Raw genomic sequence first — 17,135 nt, 5'->3', positions numbered from 1 at the left:
GAGGACACGGAGATGACGATGACTGAACAGGGCAGATTCGCGGGGAAGGTGGCCGTGGTCACGGGCGCCGCATCGGGCATCGGCGCCGCCGTGGCGAGGCAGCTCGCCGCAGAGGGGGCGAGCCGGGTCCACGTGGTGGATCTGGCGCCTGAGCCGGCGCGGCGTGTCGCCGAGGAGATCGGCGGCACGGCACACGGGGTGGACGTGGCCGACCCGGACGCCGTCCGCCGGCTCTTCGGGACGATCGTGGACACCGACGGACGGGTGGACGTGGTCGTCCACGCGGCCGGCATCGACGATCCCGTGGCGAAAGCGCACATCTACGAGGCGGCGGAGACGGGTGAGCCGGTGGATGTGCTGTCCCGTCTGGAGGACGCGACGTGGCGGCGGATCCACGCCGTCAACCTGGACGGCACCTTCCACATCCTGCGCGAAGCGGTCCGGGCGATGCGCTCCGGAGGGGGAGGGGCGATCGTCACCGTGGGGTCGTCGGCGGCGTTCGACACCCTCGTGGGGTATCCGCACTACGCGTCATCCAAGGCTGCGGTCCACGCGCTGAGCCAGGCCGTGGCCAAGGAGGTCATCCACTTCGGGATCAGGGTGAACACCGTGGCCCCGGGTCCGGTCGACACCGCCATGGCCGCCCGGACGCCGGAGTCCGTCCGCGCGAGGATGAACGAGGGTGGCGCGTTCGGCTACGCCACCGCGGAGCAGCTCTCGGAGAGCATCACCTACCTGGCCTCCGATCAGGCCTCGAACGTCGTCGGCGCGGTGCTGTTGAGCAACGGGGGACGGTTCACGGTCTGACGGCCGGGAGACATCAAGGGCACGCGCACCGCTGGTGATCCACCGGCGAGAACCCAGATCAGGAGGACTATTCGTGAACAGTCGTAGGTACGACTTCTCCGACGTCAGTCAGTACCAGGAGTCGGCATCTCCGGACCTCTTCCCCCACAGCCGGCCGCAGGCCGAGAAACTGGTGGAGCACCTGGCCTTCGACGCCACGGTGTGGGGCCTGACCGCAGTCCTCCAATACGCCCAACTCAGTGACTTCGTGTGGGGACGCACCACGGGCGACGGACCGCCGATCAACACCTTCGATCACAGGCGCGGTCTGGCCGGGCCGGACTACTCGGAGTTCCGCGTCCCCAACGTGGACACCCTGTACTCCAACGGGTGGATCACCGTGGAGGACGGCCCGGTGGAGCTGGAGATCCCCGCGGTGGGGGACACGTACTACACCGTCAACCTGTTCGACATGCACGGCAACGCCTCGAACATCAGTAACCGAACCCACGGTTCCGGCCCGCTCAGGGTCGTCCTGTGCACGGCGGAGCACGCCACGGAGACGTCGAGGATCGGCGAGGACGTCATGATCGTCGCGACGCCGGTCGTCTGGGCGTTGCTCCGGGTGCAGGTGACCGGTTCCGCCGGCACGCAGGAGGCCGACGGGATCCGGAAGGGGTTCCGCATCCGGGGTCACGAGTCCCGGATCAACCCCGATCGTTACCCGGTGGTGGACACCGCTCGCGTCGAGAGCAAGTGGGCGGACTTCGCCACCGCACTCACCGCCGTGATCGGATTGTGCGGTGTCCCCGCGCGAGAAGAGGCGATGGTCTCGCGGTACCGGGGGATCGGGATCGGGTCCGACCCCGCGGCGGCGGTCCCCGCGGAGCGCGAGTGGGTCTCGGAGGCCGCCCAGCGCGGGTTCGAGTCGGCGATGGAGATGATCAGGGAGTCCAGATCCCAGCTCGGAGAGCCGCTGGGCAGTGGATGGACCAGAGTGAGGGACAAGGGCCGTCACGGAATGAACTTCCTCGCCCGGGCGGTGATGAACAACGTCGGACTCGGAGCCAACGTGGTCGAGGAGAACACGTCATTCAACACCTACGTCTCGTCCGACGGCCAGCCCCTGGACGGTGCACGCGGCGCGTACGAACTGCTCCTGCGGACGCCCCCGCCGGTCGAGTACTTCTGGTCCTTGACGCTGTATCTCGCCGAGAGCGGTCGCGTGCACGGGAACCCGTGGGACAGGTACTCCGTGGGCAGCGCGTCGGGTCTGATGCCGGACGGCTCCGGTGCGGTGCGGATCCGGATCGACCCCGGCATCGGACAGGGTGAGGGACCTGCCGGGGTGCTGCCGGCACCGCGGGAGCCCTTCTTCCTCGTCCTGCGCACCTATGGCCCCACGTCCGAATTGCTCGAGGGTCGATGGTCGCCGGAGCCTGTGGAGCTGCTCGGCGCCCCCGGGCGGGCGGTCGGGTGACCGGCGAGGTGGTCGCCGACCTCGAACGACTGTGTGTCTGGGGCTACCCGCTCGTTCGCTCGCTCCAGTTGCGGGAGAGGATGACGCACCCGGATGCAGACCGGGAACGGGGCTCAGCACGATCCGCGGCCGCGCCTCTCGGCGAGTTCGGACATCAGAAACTGCTGTCGGATCCCGGCTATCGCGTAGGAGTGGCCCCCAACGTGGACACCCTCTACAGCGTCGCCTGGGTCGACCTCGGTGACGGGGATCTCCGGCTCGATGTTCCGGACTTCGGCGGGCGCTACTACGCGCTCCAGTTCGGCTACGTCGACACGACCTGCGACACGATCGGGCAGCGCACGAACGGCGGCGATCTCGGGCCCGTGACGATCCACTGGGCGCCGTCGCTGACGGAGCCGCGCCTGTCCACCGGACAGGGCGGAACGGAGTTGAGGTGCACCTCCAGATACCTCATGATCGCCGCGAGGATCATGGTCGACTCATCGGATCCGCAGGACCTCCGGGAGGTCCATGACCTCCAGGAGGCGATCACTCTGACCTCTGTGGGGCCGGGCGCATTGACCGCTGCCCCGGTACCCGGTCCGTCCCGCCGTCCGTCCCCGTCCGGCATCGGGCCCGGACGGTTGTTCTTCGACCAGTTGTCGCGGGTACTGGAGGACGTGCCTACAGAGGCGGTGGACTCCGGCATCCGCGAAATCCTGCTCGCCTCGGGATGGAGTCCGGGGGGACCAGTGGGGCGCGAGGTCCCCGACACCGCGCTTGACGAGGCCGTCTCGCGGGGACTGGCGACGGTGAGGCGGGGTGTGACCGGCGCGGGTGAGATCCGCAACGGGTGGATGATCAACTACGCGGGGGTCGATTTCGGTCAGGACTGGCTGCTGCGCGCCGTCGTGGCGATGACGCAGATCTACATCAATCCCTCGGAGGAGGCTCTCTACCCCGTTCTCGAGGTGGACAGCGCCGGACGCGGACTGGTGGGTCGGTACAGCTATCGGTTGCGTTTCGCCCCGGATCAGCTTCCGCCCGTGGCGTACTTCTGGTCGCTGACCATGTACCACGCCGAGGGGTTCCTGGTGGCGAACCCACTGTCACGGTACGCCGTGGGGGACAGGTCTCCACACCTGAGGTACGAGCCCGACGGGTCCCTCGAGCTGGTCGTCGCCCACGACAGTCCGATCGGGGGCGGCGACAACTGGCTCCCCGCCCCGGTGGGCGGATTCAGATTGATGCTGCGGCTGTACGGCCCGAGCACGGAGTGCCTGAACGGGAAGTGGACCCCTCCGCCCCTGGTTCGCTGCTGCTGACGAACCCCGACCGGAGATCCATCGAAAACCCTTCGCACAGACGTGATCCATGCCATAGTTCTGAAACTGAAGCTAGTTCACTTTGGGAATCCGTCCCGGAGTCAGACGTGAGGAGACCGCCGATGAGAGCACCCAGGATCAGGTCCGCCATGGCGGGTGGGATCGCAGCCGCACTCGTGCTCGCGGGCTGCGGCGGGGGCGGCGGATCCGAGTCCGAACTCGCCGGATCGTGGGACGAGATCGTCGAGGCCGCAGGCCGGGAAGGGACCGTGACCCTCTACTCGAGCCACTCGCCGACCAACCTGGAAGCACTCAAGACGGCGTTCGAGGCCGAGTACCCGGACATCACCCTCGTGTACGTCCGCGGAACCGACGCCGACATTCTGCCGAAGATCGAGGTCGAGAACCAGACGGGAACGGGTGTGGCGGACGTCCACATGACCACGGACGCCGGGTGGATCCACCGCAGTCTGGAGACCGACTACTCCACGGAGGTCGTGGCACCGAACCTGGAGCAGCCCGGGTACCAGTCGGAGAACAGCGTGATCGAGGACAAGTTCTTCGTCACGAGCGCCACGGTCTTCGGTCTGGGGTGGAACACGGTCAACGTCCCCGAAGGATTGTCGGAGCCGGACGATGTCATCGATCCGAAGTTCAACGGAAAGGTCGGGATCCAGAATCCCAACGGCATGCCGACGTACGTGGACATGTACCGGAAGATAGACGGCGACTACGGCCAGGGCTTCGTGGATCGCCTCGCGACCGTCGAGCCGCGGATCTACGCGAGCAACGTGGCCGTCACCCAGGCGCTGGCCTCCGGTGAGGTCTGGGCGGCCCCGATGGCGGGCAGCACCGTTCTCACGGAGAAGAAGAAGGGTGCGCCGGTCGACTTCATGCTGCCGGAGAAGCCGTTCGGCGTGCCGTGGTACACCCACGTCCTCGCCTCCGCGCCGAGCCCGAACGCCGCGCAGGTCCTGGCCGACTTCCTCATCTCGCCTCAGGGCCAGGAGGCGATCTCCGCCGACTTCATCGCGGCGCTTCCGGACATCCCGGGTACGGGCGTGGAGGGCTCGTCGGTCATCGCCCAGGATATCGGCCTCGCCGACCACGAAGATCTGGATCCGGAGACGGTCGAGGAGTACCAGGTCGAATGGGAGCGCACGTTCGTGGGATGACCGCGTGCCCCCGTCGTGATCACCGGGGTCCGTGAGGTGCACCGACCCGTTGGTTCCGAGATGCGGGACCAGCGGGTCGATTGCTGTCCGGCGACCCGGCCGCGGAGAGCGCACGAACGGCCGCACGCTGTACCGCGAATGACGAACCACGATCCATTCATGCAGGTATCGGTGCCGGGCAAGGGCCCGGTACCGGAAAGAGAGAAGGTCAGGATGAGAATCTCCAGAATTATCCCGGCACTGGCGGTAGTCGCCACGGTCGCCGTCGTCGCCCCGGCCTGCGGCTCGGGCGGGGGGCAGGAGTCGACGCTCGCCGGTTCGTGGGAGGAGATAGTCGCGGCCGCCACCGATGAGGGGAGCGTGACGATCTACTCCAATCACGCCCCGGCCAACCTGGAGGCGCTCAAGACCGCGTTCGAGAACGAGTATCCCGGGATCTCGCTCACGTACGTCCGCGGGACGGACTCCGACCTCATCCCCAAGGTCGAGGTCGAGAACCGGACGGGCAACGGCGTGGCCGACGTCCACATGACCACCGACGCCGGGTGGATCCACCGCAGCCTCGATTCCGGGGGGTACTCCTCCGAGGTGGTCGCCCCGGCGATCGACGAGCCGGCCTATCGTGCGGAGGACGGGGTGCTCGACGACACCTTCTTCGTCACCAGTGCGACCTCGATCGGCCTGGCGTGGAACACGTCGAACGTTCCGGACGGGCTCGGATCCCCCGAGGAGCTACTGGATCCCCGATTCGACGGCAAGGTCGGCGTCGTCAATCCCGCCGGCTTCCCCGCCGTCGTGCACATCTACCGCCGGATGGACATCGACTACGGGGAGGGCTTCGTCGACAGGCTCGCCGGCGTCAATCCCCGCATCTACGGCAGTGCGCCCGCGATCACCCAGGCGCTCGCGTCGGGTGAGATCTGGGCCGCCCCCGGGGCGTCCATGGACGTCCTGGCGGAACGGGACAAGGGCGCGCCCGTCGACTTCGCGCTGCCGGAGAACCCCATCGGCATCCCGTTCTACTCGCACGTCCTCTCGGCCGCGCCCCACCCGAACGCGGGCCAGGTGCTCGCGGATTTCATGCTCACCCCGGAGGGGCAGGCCGCGCTCTCGAAGAACTACATCGCGGCGCTCCCGGGGATCGCGGGCACGGGTGTGGAGGGCTCGGAGGTCGTCGCCCAGGACATCGACCTCGCGGCCCCAGACACCCTCGAGGCCACCGCCGTGGAGGAGTACGTCGCCGACTGGGAGAAGCGCTTTCTCGGCTGACGGTGCACGTCGCCGCGGATTCGCCGAAGTTAACGGACGTTCACGCTTGCAATTGCGTGACGTGGGTCATAAAGTTCACTGAAGTTAGTTCAATTCGGCTCTCGCTGGAGCAGCCGCCACAGGAAGGGAAGCGATGCGCTTTTCCAGAATCAAGGCCACCGTCGCCAGCGGGGCAGCGCTCGCGCTGATCCTGTCGGGGTGCGGTTCGGACTCCGGATCGGGCTCCGAGCTCGCGGGATCGTGGGACGAGATCGTCGCGGCCGCCCAGGAGGAGGGCAGCGTGACGATCTACTCCACGCACTCCCCGGACAACCTCGAGGCGCTCAAGCAGGCGTTCGAGGCGGAGTACCCCGGCATCACCCTCACCTACGTCCGAGGAACGGACGCGGACATCCTGCCGAAGATCGAGGTGGAGAACTCCACCGGGTCGGGGGTCGCCGACGTCCACATGACCACGGACGCGGGGTGGATCAACCGCAGCTTCGACACCGACTACTCGGCCGAGGTCGTGGCCCCCTCTCTGGAGAACCCCGACTACGACCCCGAGGAGAGCGTTCTCGAGGACAAGTTCTTCCTCACCAGCGCGACGGTGTTCGGCCTCGGCTGGAACACGGCGGAGGTCCCCGAGGGGTTGGAGACGCCGGACGACGCCCTCGACCCCCGGTTCGACGGCAAGGTCGGCATCCAGAACCCGAACGGCATCCCGACCTACGTCGACATGTACCGCAAGATCGATGTGGACTACGGCGAGAACTTCCTCGATCGCCTCGCCGACACCAACCCGCGCGTCTACTCGAGTGCGGTCGCGATCACCCAGGCGCTGGCCTCGGGTGAGGTGTGGGTGGCACCGATGGCCGCGAGCAACGTCCTGACCGAGAAGGACAAGGGCGCACCGGTCGACTTCGCGCTCCCCGAGAACCCGTGGGGCGTGCCGTGGTACTCGCACGTGCTCGCGTCGGCGCCGAACCCGAACGCGGCGCAGCTGCTCGCCGACTTCCTCATCACCCCCGAGGGACAGGCGGCCATCTCGGCCGACTACCTCTCCGTCCTCCCGGACGTCCCGGGCACCGGTGTCCCGGGATCGACCGTCACCGCGCAGGACGTCGAACTGGGCGACCCGGACACCCTCGACCCCGAGACGGTCCAGGCGTACCAGGCCCAGTGGGAACAGCTCTTCCTGGGCTGAGTCACGACCGGCCCGCGGTGGGGTCCCCCCTCGCCGCGGGCCGGTTCTCCGCCGCCTGCCGACTCCACGGCGTACTACTCCGAGCAGAGGTCCGATCGACATGACAAGTCCCGGTTCGCGATCACAGTGGCGACACCGATTGATATACGTGCCATTGATCCTGGTACTGGCGTACCTGGTGGTCTGGCCGCTCTTCAAACTCCAATCACTGGCGTTCGAGAACGGTGCCGCCGGCTACCGCTCGCAGTACGGCCGGGCCGACATCGTCAACACCCTGCAGACGACCGCGGCACTCGCGTTCTTCTCCCTGGTGATCGCTATGGTGTGCGGTACCGTCCTGGCCTTCGCGACCACCCGGCTGCCGCGCCGGATGGGCTTCCTGCGTCTGGTCCCGATCCTGCCGATCGTCATCCCGTCGGTCGCCAACGTCGTGGGGTTCGCCTTCCTGCTCTCCCCGGGGCCGGGTTACGTCAACATCCTGCTGCGGATGCTGCCCTGGTGGAGCGATCTGCAATCCGGACCGGTGAACGTCTACAGCCCCACGTGGATCATCATCATCACCGGGTTCAGCCTCACCTCGTTCGTGTACCTGTTCGTCAGCGCGGGGATGCAGAACATCAGCGGCGAGCATCTCGAGGCCGCGCAGATCAGCGGCTCCACGACCATCGGGACGTTCTTCAAGATCGTCCTGCCCCTGCTCCGGCCCTCGCTCGTCTACGGGGCCGGCGTCGCCCTCCTGCTCGGACTCGGTCAGTTCACCGCACCCCTGCTGTTGGGCCAGAACGAGGGGGTCAAGGTGCTGGCCACCGAGATGTACCTCCGGGCCTCGGAGTCGCCCATCAACTTCGGCGCCGCCGCGGCGGCGGGTTCCCCGCTGGTCATCATGGGCATCATCGTCGTGTTCGGTCAGCGGGCGCTCCTGGGCAACCAGACCCGGTTCGTCACCCACGGGGGCAAGTCCTTCTCCCCGGTCGGAGGGTCCTCGCACTGGGCCACGGCGATCGTCTCCGTATACGGTCTGGTCGCCCTCATCCTGCCGCTGGCCGGTGTGATCATCGTGTCGCTGACCCCGTTCTGGTCGGGGACGCTGTCCTGGGACCTGTTCACCCTGAGCAACTACAGGGCTCTGGTCACCACCCCGGGCATCGTCGACTCGGTCGTCACCAGCGTCGTGACGTCGATAGTCGCCGTGCTGATCTGTGTGCCCATCGGCTTCGGCGTCGCGAACCTCATGGTGCGGAGACAGGATCTGCGCATCCTGCGCACCGTCGCAGACCTCATCACGGCGTTGCCGATGGGCATCCCCGCCGTCATCTTCGGCGTCGGTTTCCTGCTGACCTACACCGAACCGCCGCTCATCCTCTACGGCACCAAGGCTGTCATCATCCTCGTCTACGTGGTGCTCATGATCCCGTTCGCCACACGTATGCAACTGACCGCCCTCATCTCGATGGGCGACAAGTACGAGGAGGCGTCCGCGGTCTCGGGTGCCGGACCGATGGCGACGATGGCCAGGATCACGTTGCCCATGCTGCGTCCGACGATCCTCAGCTCGATCGCGCTGATGTTCATCCTGCTGACCCACGAGTTCGCGGCCTCGCTCATGGTCCGCTCCGCGACCACCCAGGTGATGGGCACGCTGCTCTACGACCACTGGAGCAACGGCTCCTACACGCTCGTCGCCGCGATGGCCATCCTCATGTCGGCGGTCACGGGTGCCGGAGTCGCCGTGGCGATGTTGATCGGCGGCCGCAACGTCCTGGAGAAGCTGTGATGTCGTCCCGCGGGCGCGTGCCCGCCCTGTTCATAGGTGACCGAGCCGAGCGATCCCGCCGGCGTGAATGTGAGGAAGACCAATGACCGCGAAAATCGAGATCTCCGGTCTCACCAAGACGTACGGAACCAACGTCGTCGTCGACGAGCTCGATCTCGAGATCGACGCCGGGGAGTTCCTGGTCCTCCTCGGGCCGAGTGGCTGCGGGAAGACCACCACTCTGCGGTGTCTCGCCGGCCTGGAGACCCCGGAGAAGGGGTCGATCAGTTTCGACGGCACGTCGGTGTTCGACGCGGCCGACCGTGTGAACGTGCCACCCAACAAGCGGAGCATCGGCATGGTGTTCCAGTCCTATGCGCTGTGGCCCAACATGACGGTGCGGAAGAACATCGCCTACCCGCTCAAGGCGCGCAAGCTCAAGGACGCACTGGCCTCGGGCAGGGTGGAGGAAGCGGCGGAGATGGTCGATTGCGGCCACCTGCTCGACCGCTATCCCTCGCAGCTGAGCGGCGGTCAACAGCAACGGATCGCCGTCGCCCGCGGGATGGCGGCGAGGCCCGATCTCGTCCTGTTCGACGAACCGCTGAGCAACCTGGACGCGCTCCTGCGCGACCAGGTGCGCACGGAGATCCGCCGACTGCACGACGAGCTCGGGTTCGGCGCGGTCTTCGTCACCCACGACCACTCCGAGGCGTTCGCGCTCGGGGATCGCCTCGCGATCATGAAGCAGGGGAAGATCGAGCAGCTCGCGACCCCGCAGGACGTGTTCGACCACCCCGTGAGCGAATACGTGGCCGACTTCATCGGCATGTCGAACCGGCTCGAGCTCCACCGCTCCGGTCTGGAGTGGACCACGGCCGCCGGCACCGAACTGCCGCTGCGGTGCGAGACGGGCGACGATCGCGCCGTGTCCGCTCGTCTGTGGCCGGATGACATCTCCCTGCACCGGCCGGACGAGGACGTCTCGCACCACGAGATCACGCTCGACGCCACGCTGCTGTCGGCCGAGTTCGGCGGCCGGTACTACGACGTCCAGGTGGGCGCGGGGCCGGAGGAGTACCGATTGCGCGCCTCCGCGGCGGTCCACGGCGACTGGCTCCGGCGGTCGAAGAGGGGCGAGCCCGTCGTCATCAGTTTCCGCTCCGAGAGCCTCAAGATCTACCCGCTCACCCAGACCGCTTCACTGGTCTGAACTGGCATGACAGGTCCGCACCGGACCCGATCGAACCAAGTTCAGCCGAAGGGTTGACTAGACCATCACGACACGGTAAACATGAACTGAATCCAGTTCAGGAAATTCCACGAAAGGGAAAGACCATGGTTCAGACCGATCACGTTCTGTTGGAGAAGGACGGCGACGTCGCCCGAGTGTGGCTCAACCGCCCGCACGTCAAGAATGCCGTCACCGTGGAGCTGCTCCACCGCCTCGACGAGATCATCAAGGAGGTCGACGAGGACCCGGAGCTCAAGGTCCTGGTCCTGCGTGGCGTGGAGAACCAGTTCTGCTCGGGCTTCGACCTCAACGAGCTGCTGGGTGACTTCGTCGGCACCACCAATGCCATGGACGTCGGCGTCCTCTCGGCCCAGGTGTGCGACCGCCTCTACTCGATGAACACGCCGTCGGTGGCCGTCCTCGAGGGTTATGTCACCGCCGGTGGCTTCGAGCTCATGATCTCGTGCGACTTCGCGATCGCCTCGGACGACGCCAAGATCGGCGACTTCCACATCCGTCGCGCCCTCTTCGGTGGCGCCGGCCCCATCTACCGCCTCCCGCGGATGATCGGCCTGCGCAAGACCAAGGAGCTCATGCTCACGGGCAAGCTGCTCTCGGGCCAGGAGGCCAAGGACTTCGACCTCATCAACGACTCGGCCCCCGCCGACCAGCTCGACGCGTGCGTCGAGCAGTTCATCGGGACGCTGACCGACAAGAGCCCGTTCATGATGAAGCTCACCAAGATGGCCATCAACCAGGGCCTCGACGCCGACGTCAAGTCGCTCATGATCATGGAGCACCTCGCCGTGGGCAACGCCCTGCAGTCGGCGGACGGCAAGGAAGGCGTGCAGGCGTTCCTCGAGAAGCGTGAGCCGAAGTGGGTCGGCCGCTGAACTGACGGTCTGATCACGGAGCGGGAAAATTCTACGGAACCAGGAGTGCACACGATGGCCGAGAACCAGACCCTCTCACCGCGGTTGCGGGGGAGTCGGTGCGAGCACTGCGCGACCGTGGCGTTTCCCGCCTCCGTGAGCTGTCAGCGCTGCGGTGGGTCCGACACCACCGGACTCGACCTGTCCACCACCGGCACGGTGTGGACCGCGACCATCCAGCGGTTCCCCCCGAAGTCGCCGCCGTACGTACCGCCGTCCGGGGGCTTCCGCCCGTACGCGGTCGGCTATGTCGAACTCCCGGAGGGCGTCAAGGTCGAGGCCCTGCTGGAGGGCACGTCGCCCCTCGACCTGATCGGCCGGGAGGTCGTCCTGGTGGAGTCCGATCCGGTGCCGAGCTTCGCGCTCGCGGGCCCGCTCGCCACCGAGAACGCTTCCGCGACCACTGTCGCCACCACCACCGAGGAGGTCTGATGTCGGACGTACACATCGTCGGCGCCGGGCTGTCGAAGTTCGGCCGACAGGACGGGGTGACCGGCCGCCAGATGGCCGTCACCGCCATCCGCACCGCGCTCGCCGACGCCGGCCTTCAGTGGTCCGACGTCCAGATCGCCTTCGGCGGCAGCGACGGTTCGGGGCTCGCGGACACGCTCGTCGCCGATCTGGGCCTGACCGGGATCCCGTTCACCAACGTCAAGAACGGGTGCGCGACCGGGGGCAGCGCCCTCGTCTCCGCCATCAACGCGATCCGCTCCGGAGCCGCCGAGGTGGCGCTCGCCGTAGGGTTCGACAAGCACCCCCGCGGCGCGTTCGACCCCAAGCCGGAGGAGTGGGGCCTGACCGAGGGCTACGGCTCCCACGGGCTCATGGTCACCACCCAGTTCTTCGCGATGAAGATCACGCGGTACATGGCCCGTCACGGCATCTCGGAGACCACGCTGGCCCGGGTGGCGGAGAAGGCCTACCGCAACGGCTCGCTCAACCCGAACGCCTGGCGGCGCGATCCCAAGACGCTCGAGGAGATCGCCGCCTCGCCGATGGTCAACGACCCGCTCACGCAGTTCATGTTCTGCAACCCGGGGGAGGGCGGTGCCGCGATCCTGCTCGCCTCCGAGTCGGTCGCGGCCCGGATGGGCGGCCGCGCGGTCGCCGTCCGCGCGGTCTCCACGGGTACGCGGCCGTTCGGGTCCTTCGAGGTCTTCGCCCCGTCCGTCCAGGGCGAGGGCGAGCCCAGCAGTGTGAGCACCGTGGTGGCGGCCCGCGCGTTCGAGACCGCGGGCGTGTCCCCGGCGGACATCGACGTGGCCCAACTCCAGGACACCGAGTCGGGCGCGGAGATCATGCACCTCGCCGAGTGCGGCTTCTGCGAGGACGGGGAGCAGGAGGGGATGCTCGAGCGCGGGGAGACCGAGATCGGCGGCCGCCTGCCCGTCAACACGGACGGCGGATGTCTGGCCAACGGTGAGCCGATCGGCGCCTCCGGCCTGCGTCAGGTCCACGAGATCGTCACCCAGTTGCGCGGCGAGGCCGGCGAACGTCAGGTCCCCGGCGACCCGCGGCTCGGGTTCACCCACGTCTACGGCGCGCCCGGCATCAGCGCGTGCACCGTCCTGGAAGGAGGCCGGCGATGACCGGCACCACCACCGAGCAGCACGACACCGAGCAGGAGGGCGTCGATCAGGACGGCGTCGGTCAGGACGATGGGCTCCGGGGGTTCCTCGACTCGGCCCGTCGGTGGCTGGAGTCGATCGCCAGCCCCCGCCAGGCGCGCCCCTGGGGCGAAGGCCCGGACGGCGTCGTGGTGTTCGAGAACTGGTCCGCCGAGCAGGAACGCGAGGAGACCGACCGACGACGTGCGTACGAGCAGGCCAAGTTCGACGCCGGATACGGCGCCGTCACCTGGGGGGCCGAGTACGGCGGCCGGGACCTGCCGATCGCCTACGACCTGGCCTTCCGTCGGCTGGAGGCGGATTACGACCTCCCCCAGCGCACCGAGATGTTCCCGGTGACCCAGCAGCTCATCGCCCCGACGATCGCGCAATGGGGGACGGAGGACCAGCGCGCGGAGTACGTCCGCGCGATGCTCCGGACCGACCTCATCGCCTGCCAGTTGTTCTCCGAGACCGAGGCCGGGTCCGACCTGGCCGCCGTACGCACCCGCGCCGTGCAGAAGGACGGGCGCTGGGTGCTGAACGGGTCCAAGGTGTGGACATCCGGAGCGAGGGTCGCCGACTACGGCGTCGCGGTGTGCCGCACCGACCCGGATGTGCCCAAGCACCAGGGCCTCACCATGTTCATCGTCCCCATGGACGCACCCGGTGTCACCGTCCGCCCCATCAGGCAGATGACCGGCGGGACCTCGTTCAACGAGGTCCTGATCGACGACGTCGAGTTGGACGACCGCTACCGGTTGGGCCCGGTCGGCCAGGGCTGGAAGGTCGCCCTCACCGTCCTGGCGGCCGAACGCCTGGACTCGGGCAACCTGGGGCTGGACAACGCCGACCAGGCGGTCGAGCTGGCACGCAACGCCGGTCGCGAACTCGACGCACTGGAACGGGACGCGGTCGCCGACCTCGTCACCCGCAGCTTCGTCCAGCGACTGGTGGGGATGCGGGTCGCGGCGGCGGTGGGTGCCGGTCGCGAGCCCGGCCCCGAGGCGTCGGTGGGCAAACTGCTCGCCACCGACACGATGGCCCGCACCTCCGAGGCCGTACGGCTGCTCCTCGGCCCGGAACTGAGCCTCCGGAGCGAGAAGTGGGGGACCTGGGCGTGGACCGAGCACGTGCTCGGCGCTCCCGGCTACCGCATCGCGGGCGGCACCGACGAGATCCAACACAACATCCTCGCCGAGCGGGTGCTCGGTCTTCCCCGGGAGCCACGGCCATGACGACCTCCGAAACCGCCGACGGCGCGAGCGCGACCGACGCGAGCACGACCGACGCGAGCGCGAACGAGTCGCGGCTGCGCGACCGGGTGATCACCGGGCTCGTCGACCAGGGGGCCCGGGGCCCGTTCGGGCCGCTCGATCCCATGCTGGGAGGACATTCCGGGCTGACGTACCGCATCGCGGGCGCCACCGAGGAGTTCGTGATCAAGTCGGTGCCTCCGGGACAGAAGGCCGTCGGACGGCACGACATGCTCCGGCAGGCGCGCATCATGTCCGCGCTCGCCGACACCGCCGTGCCGGTCCCCGGCATCCGGGCCACCGACGACCAGTCCCCGGCCTGGTTCGCGATGGACCTGGTGCGCGGGGAGTCACTCGAGCCGGTCCTCGACGACCCGGCAGTCGAGCCGGCGCTCGCGGCCGCCCGGATGCGGCGGGCCGCGGAGATCCTTCCCGCGCTGCACGCGGTGCCGCTGGACTCACTGCCGATCGACGGAGAGGTGCTCACCCCCGCGGACGAACTCGCCCGCTGGGTCCGCACGATGGGCGCGGTCCCACCCGAACTGGTCCCCGACGCCGACCGGCTCGAGGCACTGCTCACCGCCGCGATCCCGGAGCCGGTCGCCCCGGTGCTGGTCCACGGCGACTACCGGCTGGGCAACATCCTCTCCGACGGGACGGAGCCCGCGGCGCTGATCGACTGGGAGATCTGGAGCCCGGGCGACCCGCGGGTCGAACTCGGGTGGTTCCTCGTCTTTGCCGACGGCACCAACTTCCCCGGCGTGGGACGCGAGGTCGCCGGCCTGCCCGAGCCCGGCGAGCTGATCGACATCTACTGCGCCACCGCCGGCGCGCTGTCCGACTTCCCCTGGTTCGACGCCCTGGGCAGGTTCAAGATGGCCGCCATCATGGGGCACAACCTGCGGCGGCACCGCGAGGGTCGGCACCACGACCCGGCGCAGGAGCTGCTGCCCGAGACCATCCGCCGGCTCATCGTCACCGGCATCGACCGGCTGACCTGACGCGGCACCACCCGAGAAACGAGAGAACACGATGGATTTCGCCTATTCCGACCGTACGGCGGAGCTCGCCGAGAAGCTGTACGCGTTCATGGACGAGCACGTCTACCCCGCGGAGAAGGTGTACGACCGGCAGATCGCGGAGAACGACAATCCGCACGAGCAGCCACAGGTCATGCGGGACCTCCAGGCCATCGCCCGCGAGCAGGGACTGTGGAATCTCTTCATGGCCCACGACGGACTCGGTGCGGGCCTGACCAATCTCGAGTACGCCCCGCTCGCGGAGATCGTCGGACGGTCCATCATCGGCAACGAGGCCATCAACTGCTCGGCGCCGGACACCGGCAACATGGAGATCCTCGCGATGTACGGGACCGAGGCGCAGAAGCAGCAGTGGCTGATGCCGCTGCTGAACTGCGACATCCGTTCGGCGTTCGCGATGACCGAGCCCGACGTCGCGAGCTCGGACGCCCGCAACATCGGCACCACCATCCTGCGCGACGGCGACGAGTACGTGATCAACGGCCACAAGTGGTACTCCTCGGGCGTCCTGGACCCGGACTGCCGACTCATGATCGTCATGGGCAAGTCCGACCCGGACGGGCCCGCCTACCGGCAGCAGTCCATGATTCTCGTCCCGACCGACACCCCGGGGATCGAGATCGTCCGCGACCTGCCGATGTTGGGGTACCACGATCGACTGGGCCACGGCGAGGTGACGTTCACCGACGTGCGGGTACCGGCCGGGAACATGCTCGGCGAGGAGGGCGACGGTTTCGCGATCGCCCAGGGCCGTCTGGGGCCCGGCCGGATGCACTACGCGATGCGCGGGATCGGCATCGCCGAACGCGCGCTCGAGCTGATGTGCCAGCGCGCGCAGGACCGGGTCGCGTTCGGCGAGCCGCTCGCCAAGCGAGGGGTGGTCCGAGAGTGGATCGCCCGGAGCCGGATCGAGATCGACCAGATCCGCCTGCTCACCTTCAAGGCCGCCTGGCTGATGGACACCCGCGGCAACGCCGCCGCCCGGTCCGAGGTCGCCGCGATCAAGGTGTCCGCGATGGAGACCGCTCACAAGGTGGTCGACCGCGCCGTACAGACCTTCGGCGCCGCCGGCGTGAGCGACGACAATGTGCTGGGTCGGTTCTACGCCCTCACCCGCGCACTGCAGATCGCGGACGGCCCCACCGAGGTCCACCTGCGCACCATGGCGCGACTCGAACTCACGAAGTACACCCCCACCACGACGGAGGACTGATCATGAGCGGGAACCCCACCCTCCTGGCCGGCAAGGTCGCGCTCGTCACGGGCGCGACCCGCGGCCTCGGCAAGGCGATGGCGCTGGCCCTGTCCGAGGCCGGCGCCACGGTGATCGTCTCCAGCCGCAAGGCTGACCAGTGCGAGGCGGTGGCCGCCGAGATCACCGCCGCCACCGGACAGACGGCGTACCCGCTGGCGCTGCACGTGGGCGACTGGGACGCGATCGAGCCAGCCGTGGACCGGATCGTCCGCGACCACGGTTCGATCGACGTGGTGGTCAACAACGCCGGGATCGCGCCGCTCGCGCCGTCCGCCCTCGAGGTCTCCGAGGCGCTGTTCACCAAGACCATCGACGTCAACCTCAAGGGCCCGTTCCGCCTCATGGCGGTCGCCGGGGACCGGATGGTGCGGGCCGGAGGCGGTTCGATCATCAACATCTCCAGTATCGGGGCCGAGCGTCCCAGCCCACCGGAGGCCACGTACGCCGCCTCCAAGAACGGCCTCAACGCCCTGACCCGCGCCTTCGCCCAGGAGTACGCACCCTCGGTGCGGGTGAACTGCATCATGCCCGGCGCCTTCGCCTCGGACATGGCGGCGGACTGGGACTCCGAGTTCCTCGGCCTGGTGGTCAACCGGCTCCCGGCCGGCCGCCTGGGTGACCCGGCCGAGATCGCGGGTCTGGTCGTCCACCTGGCCTCCGATCAGGCCGGCTACACCACGGGCGCGCTGATCCCCGTGGACGGCGGACGGACGGCGGTCTACTGATGTCGAACCCGACCGAGCTCTTCGACCTCACCGGGCGGGTCGCGGTCGTGACCGGCGCGTCCTCCGGACTCGGGGAGGGCTTCGCCCGCACCCTCGCGGCGGCGGGCGCGACGGTGATCGCCGCCGCCCG

Annotated in this window: 16 protein-coding genes; all 16 read left to right on the top strand. The window is 68.3% G+C overall.

Annotation, left to right across the window (positions count from 1 at the left end):
- Nucleotides 1-12: 12 nt before the first annotated feature.
- Nucleotides 13-807: an SDR family NAD(P)-dependent oxidoreductase gene (locus G6031_RS16505; RefSeq protein WP_182653858.1), complete on the top strand. Its 795-nt coding sequence runs from the start codon at nucleotides 13-15 to the stop codon at nucleotides 805-807.
- Between the two features lie 73 nt (nucleotides 808-880).
- The gene (locus G6031_RS16500; RefSeq protein ID WP_182653857.1) at nucleotides 881-2,266 is read left to right on the top strand and encodes a DUF1254 domain-containing protein; all 1,386 of its coding nucleotides are present in this window, start codon (nucleotides 881-883) and stop codon (nucleotides 2,264-2,266) included.
- Complete coding sequence (locus G6031_RS16495) at nucleotides 2,212-3,573, top strand: DUF1214 domain-containing protein (RefSeq protein ID WP_347238516.1); 1,362 nt, start codon at nucleotides 2,212-2,214, stop codon at nucleotides 3,571-3,573. The genes G6031_RS16500 and G6031_RS16495 overlap by 55 nt, the downstream gene beginning before the upstream one ends.
- 122 nt (nucleotides 3,574-3,695) lie before the next feature.
- Nucleotides 3,696-4,748, top strand: a complete 1,053-nt coding sequence (locus G6031_RS16490; protein WP_182653855.1) for an extracellular solute-binding protein — start codon at nucleotides 3,696-3,698, stop codon at nucleotides 4,746-4,748.
- 213 nt (nucleotides 4,749-4,961) lie between these two features.
- Entirely contained in the window at nucleotides 4,962-6,017 is a 1,056-nt protein-coding gene (locus tag G6031_RS16485) for an extracellular solute-binding protein (RefSeq protein WP_182653854.1), read from the top strand.
- Nucleotides 6,018-6,150: 133 nt separating this feature from the next.
- Nucleotides 6,151-7,203, top strand: a complete 1,053-nt coding sequence (locus tag G6031_RS16480) for an extracellular solute-binding protein (RefSeq protein ID WP_182653853.1) — start codon at nucleotides 6,151-6,153, stop codon at nucleotides 7,201-7,203.
- A 100-nt stretch (nucleotides 7,204-7,303) separates the two neighbouring features.
- Nucleotides 7,304-8,977, top strand: coding sequence for an iron ABC transporter permease (locus G6031_RS16475; RefSeq protein ID WP_182653852.1), 1,674 nt, complete (start codon nucleotides 7,304-7,306; stop codon nucleotides 8,975-8,977).
- Between the two features lie 82 nt (nucleotides 8,978-9,059).
- The gene (locus G6031_RS16470) at nucleotides 9,060-10,169 is read left to right on the top strand and encodes an ABC transporter ATP-binding protein (protein WP_179525686.1); all 1,110 of its coding nucleotides are present in this window, start codon (nucleotides 9,060-9,062) and stop codon (nucleotides 10,167-10,169) included.
- A gap of 125 nt (nucleotides 10,170-10,294) precedes the next feature.
- On the top strand, nucleotides 10,295-11,083 hold the full coding sequence (locus G6031_RS16465) for an enoyl-CoA hydratase/isomerase family protein (protein WP_182653851.1): 789 nt from the start codon (nucleotides 10,295-10,297) through the stop codon (nucleotides 11,081-11,083).
- A 54-nt stretch (nucleotides 11,084-11,137) separates the two neighbouring features.
- Nucleotides 11,138-11,554, top strand: coding sequence for an OB-fold domain-containing protein (locus G6031_RS16460; protein ID WP_182653850.1), 417 nt, complete (start codon nucleotides 11,138-11,140; stop codon nucleotides 11,552-11,554).
- Nucleotides 11,554-12,711 (top strand): thiolase family protein, encoded by a 1,158-nt coding sequence (locus G6031_RS16455; protein ID WP_182653849.1) that lies wholly within the window; start codon nucleotides 11,554-11,556, stop codon nucleotides 12,709-12,711. The genes G6031_RS16460 and G6031_RS16455 overlap by 1 nt, the downstream gene beginning before the upstream one ends.
- Nucleotides 12,708-13,967: an acyl-CoA dehydrogenase family protein gene (locus tag G6031_RS16450; protein WP_179525682.1), complete on the top strand. Its 1,260-nt coding sequence runs from the start codon at nucleotides 12,708-12,710 to the stop codon at nucleotides 13,965-13,967. The genes G6031_RS16455 and G6031_RS16450 overlap by 4 nt, the downstream gene beginning before the upstream one ends.
- Nucleotides 13,964-14,986, top strand: coding sequence for a phosphotransferase family protein (locus G6031_RS16445; RefSeq protein WP_182653848.1), 1,023 nt, complete (start codon nucleotides 13,964-13,966; stop codon nucleotides 14,984-14,986). Before G6031_RS16450 ends, G6031_RS16445 begins: the two co-directional genes overlap by 4 nt.
- A 31-nt stretch (nucleotides 14,987-15,017) precedes the next feature.
- Nucleotides 15,018-16,238: an acyl-CoA dehydrogenase family protein gene (locus tag G6031_RS16440; RefSeq protein WP_182653847.1), complete on the top strand. Its 1,221-nt coding sequence runs from the start codon at nucleotides 15,018-15,020 to the stop codon at nucleotides 16,236-16,238.
- Between the two features lie 2 nt (nucleotides 16,239-16,240).
- On the top strand, nucleotides 16,241-17,005 hold the full coding sequence (locus tag G6031_RS16435) for a glucose 1-dehydrogenase (protein ID WP_179525679.1): 765 nt from the start codon (nucleotides 16,241-16,243) through the stop codon (nucleotides 17,003-17,005).
- A partial coding sequence (locus G6031_RS19005; protein WP_182653846.1) for an SDR family NAD(P)-dependent oxidoreductase occupies nucleotides 17,005-17,135 on the top strand: 131 nt, incomplete at its 3' end. The genes G6031_RS16435 and G6031_RS19005, both read left to right, overlap by 1 nt.

The organism is Dietzia sp. CQ4 (assembly GCF_014145125.1).
GTDB classification, from domain to species: domain Bacteria; phylum Actinomycetota; class Actinomycetes; order Mycobacteriales; family Mycobacteriaceae; genus Dietzia; species Dietzia natronolimnaea.
This window is presented reverse-complemented; position numbering and strand designations above follow the sequence as displayed.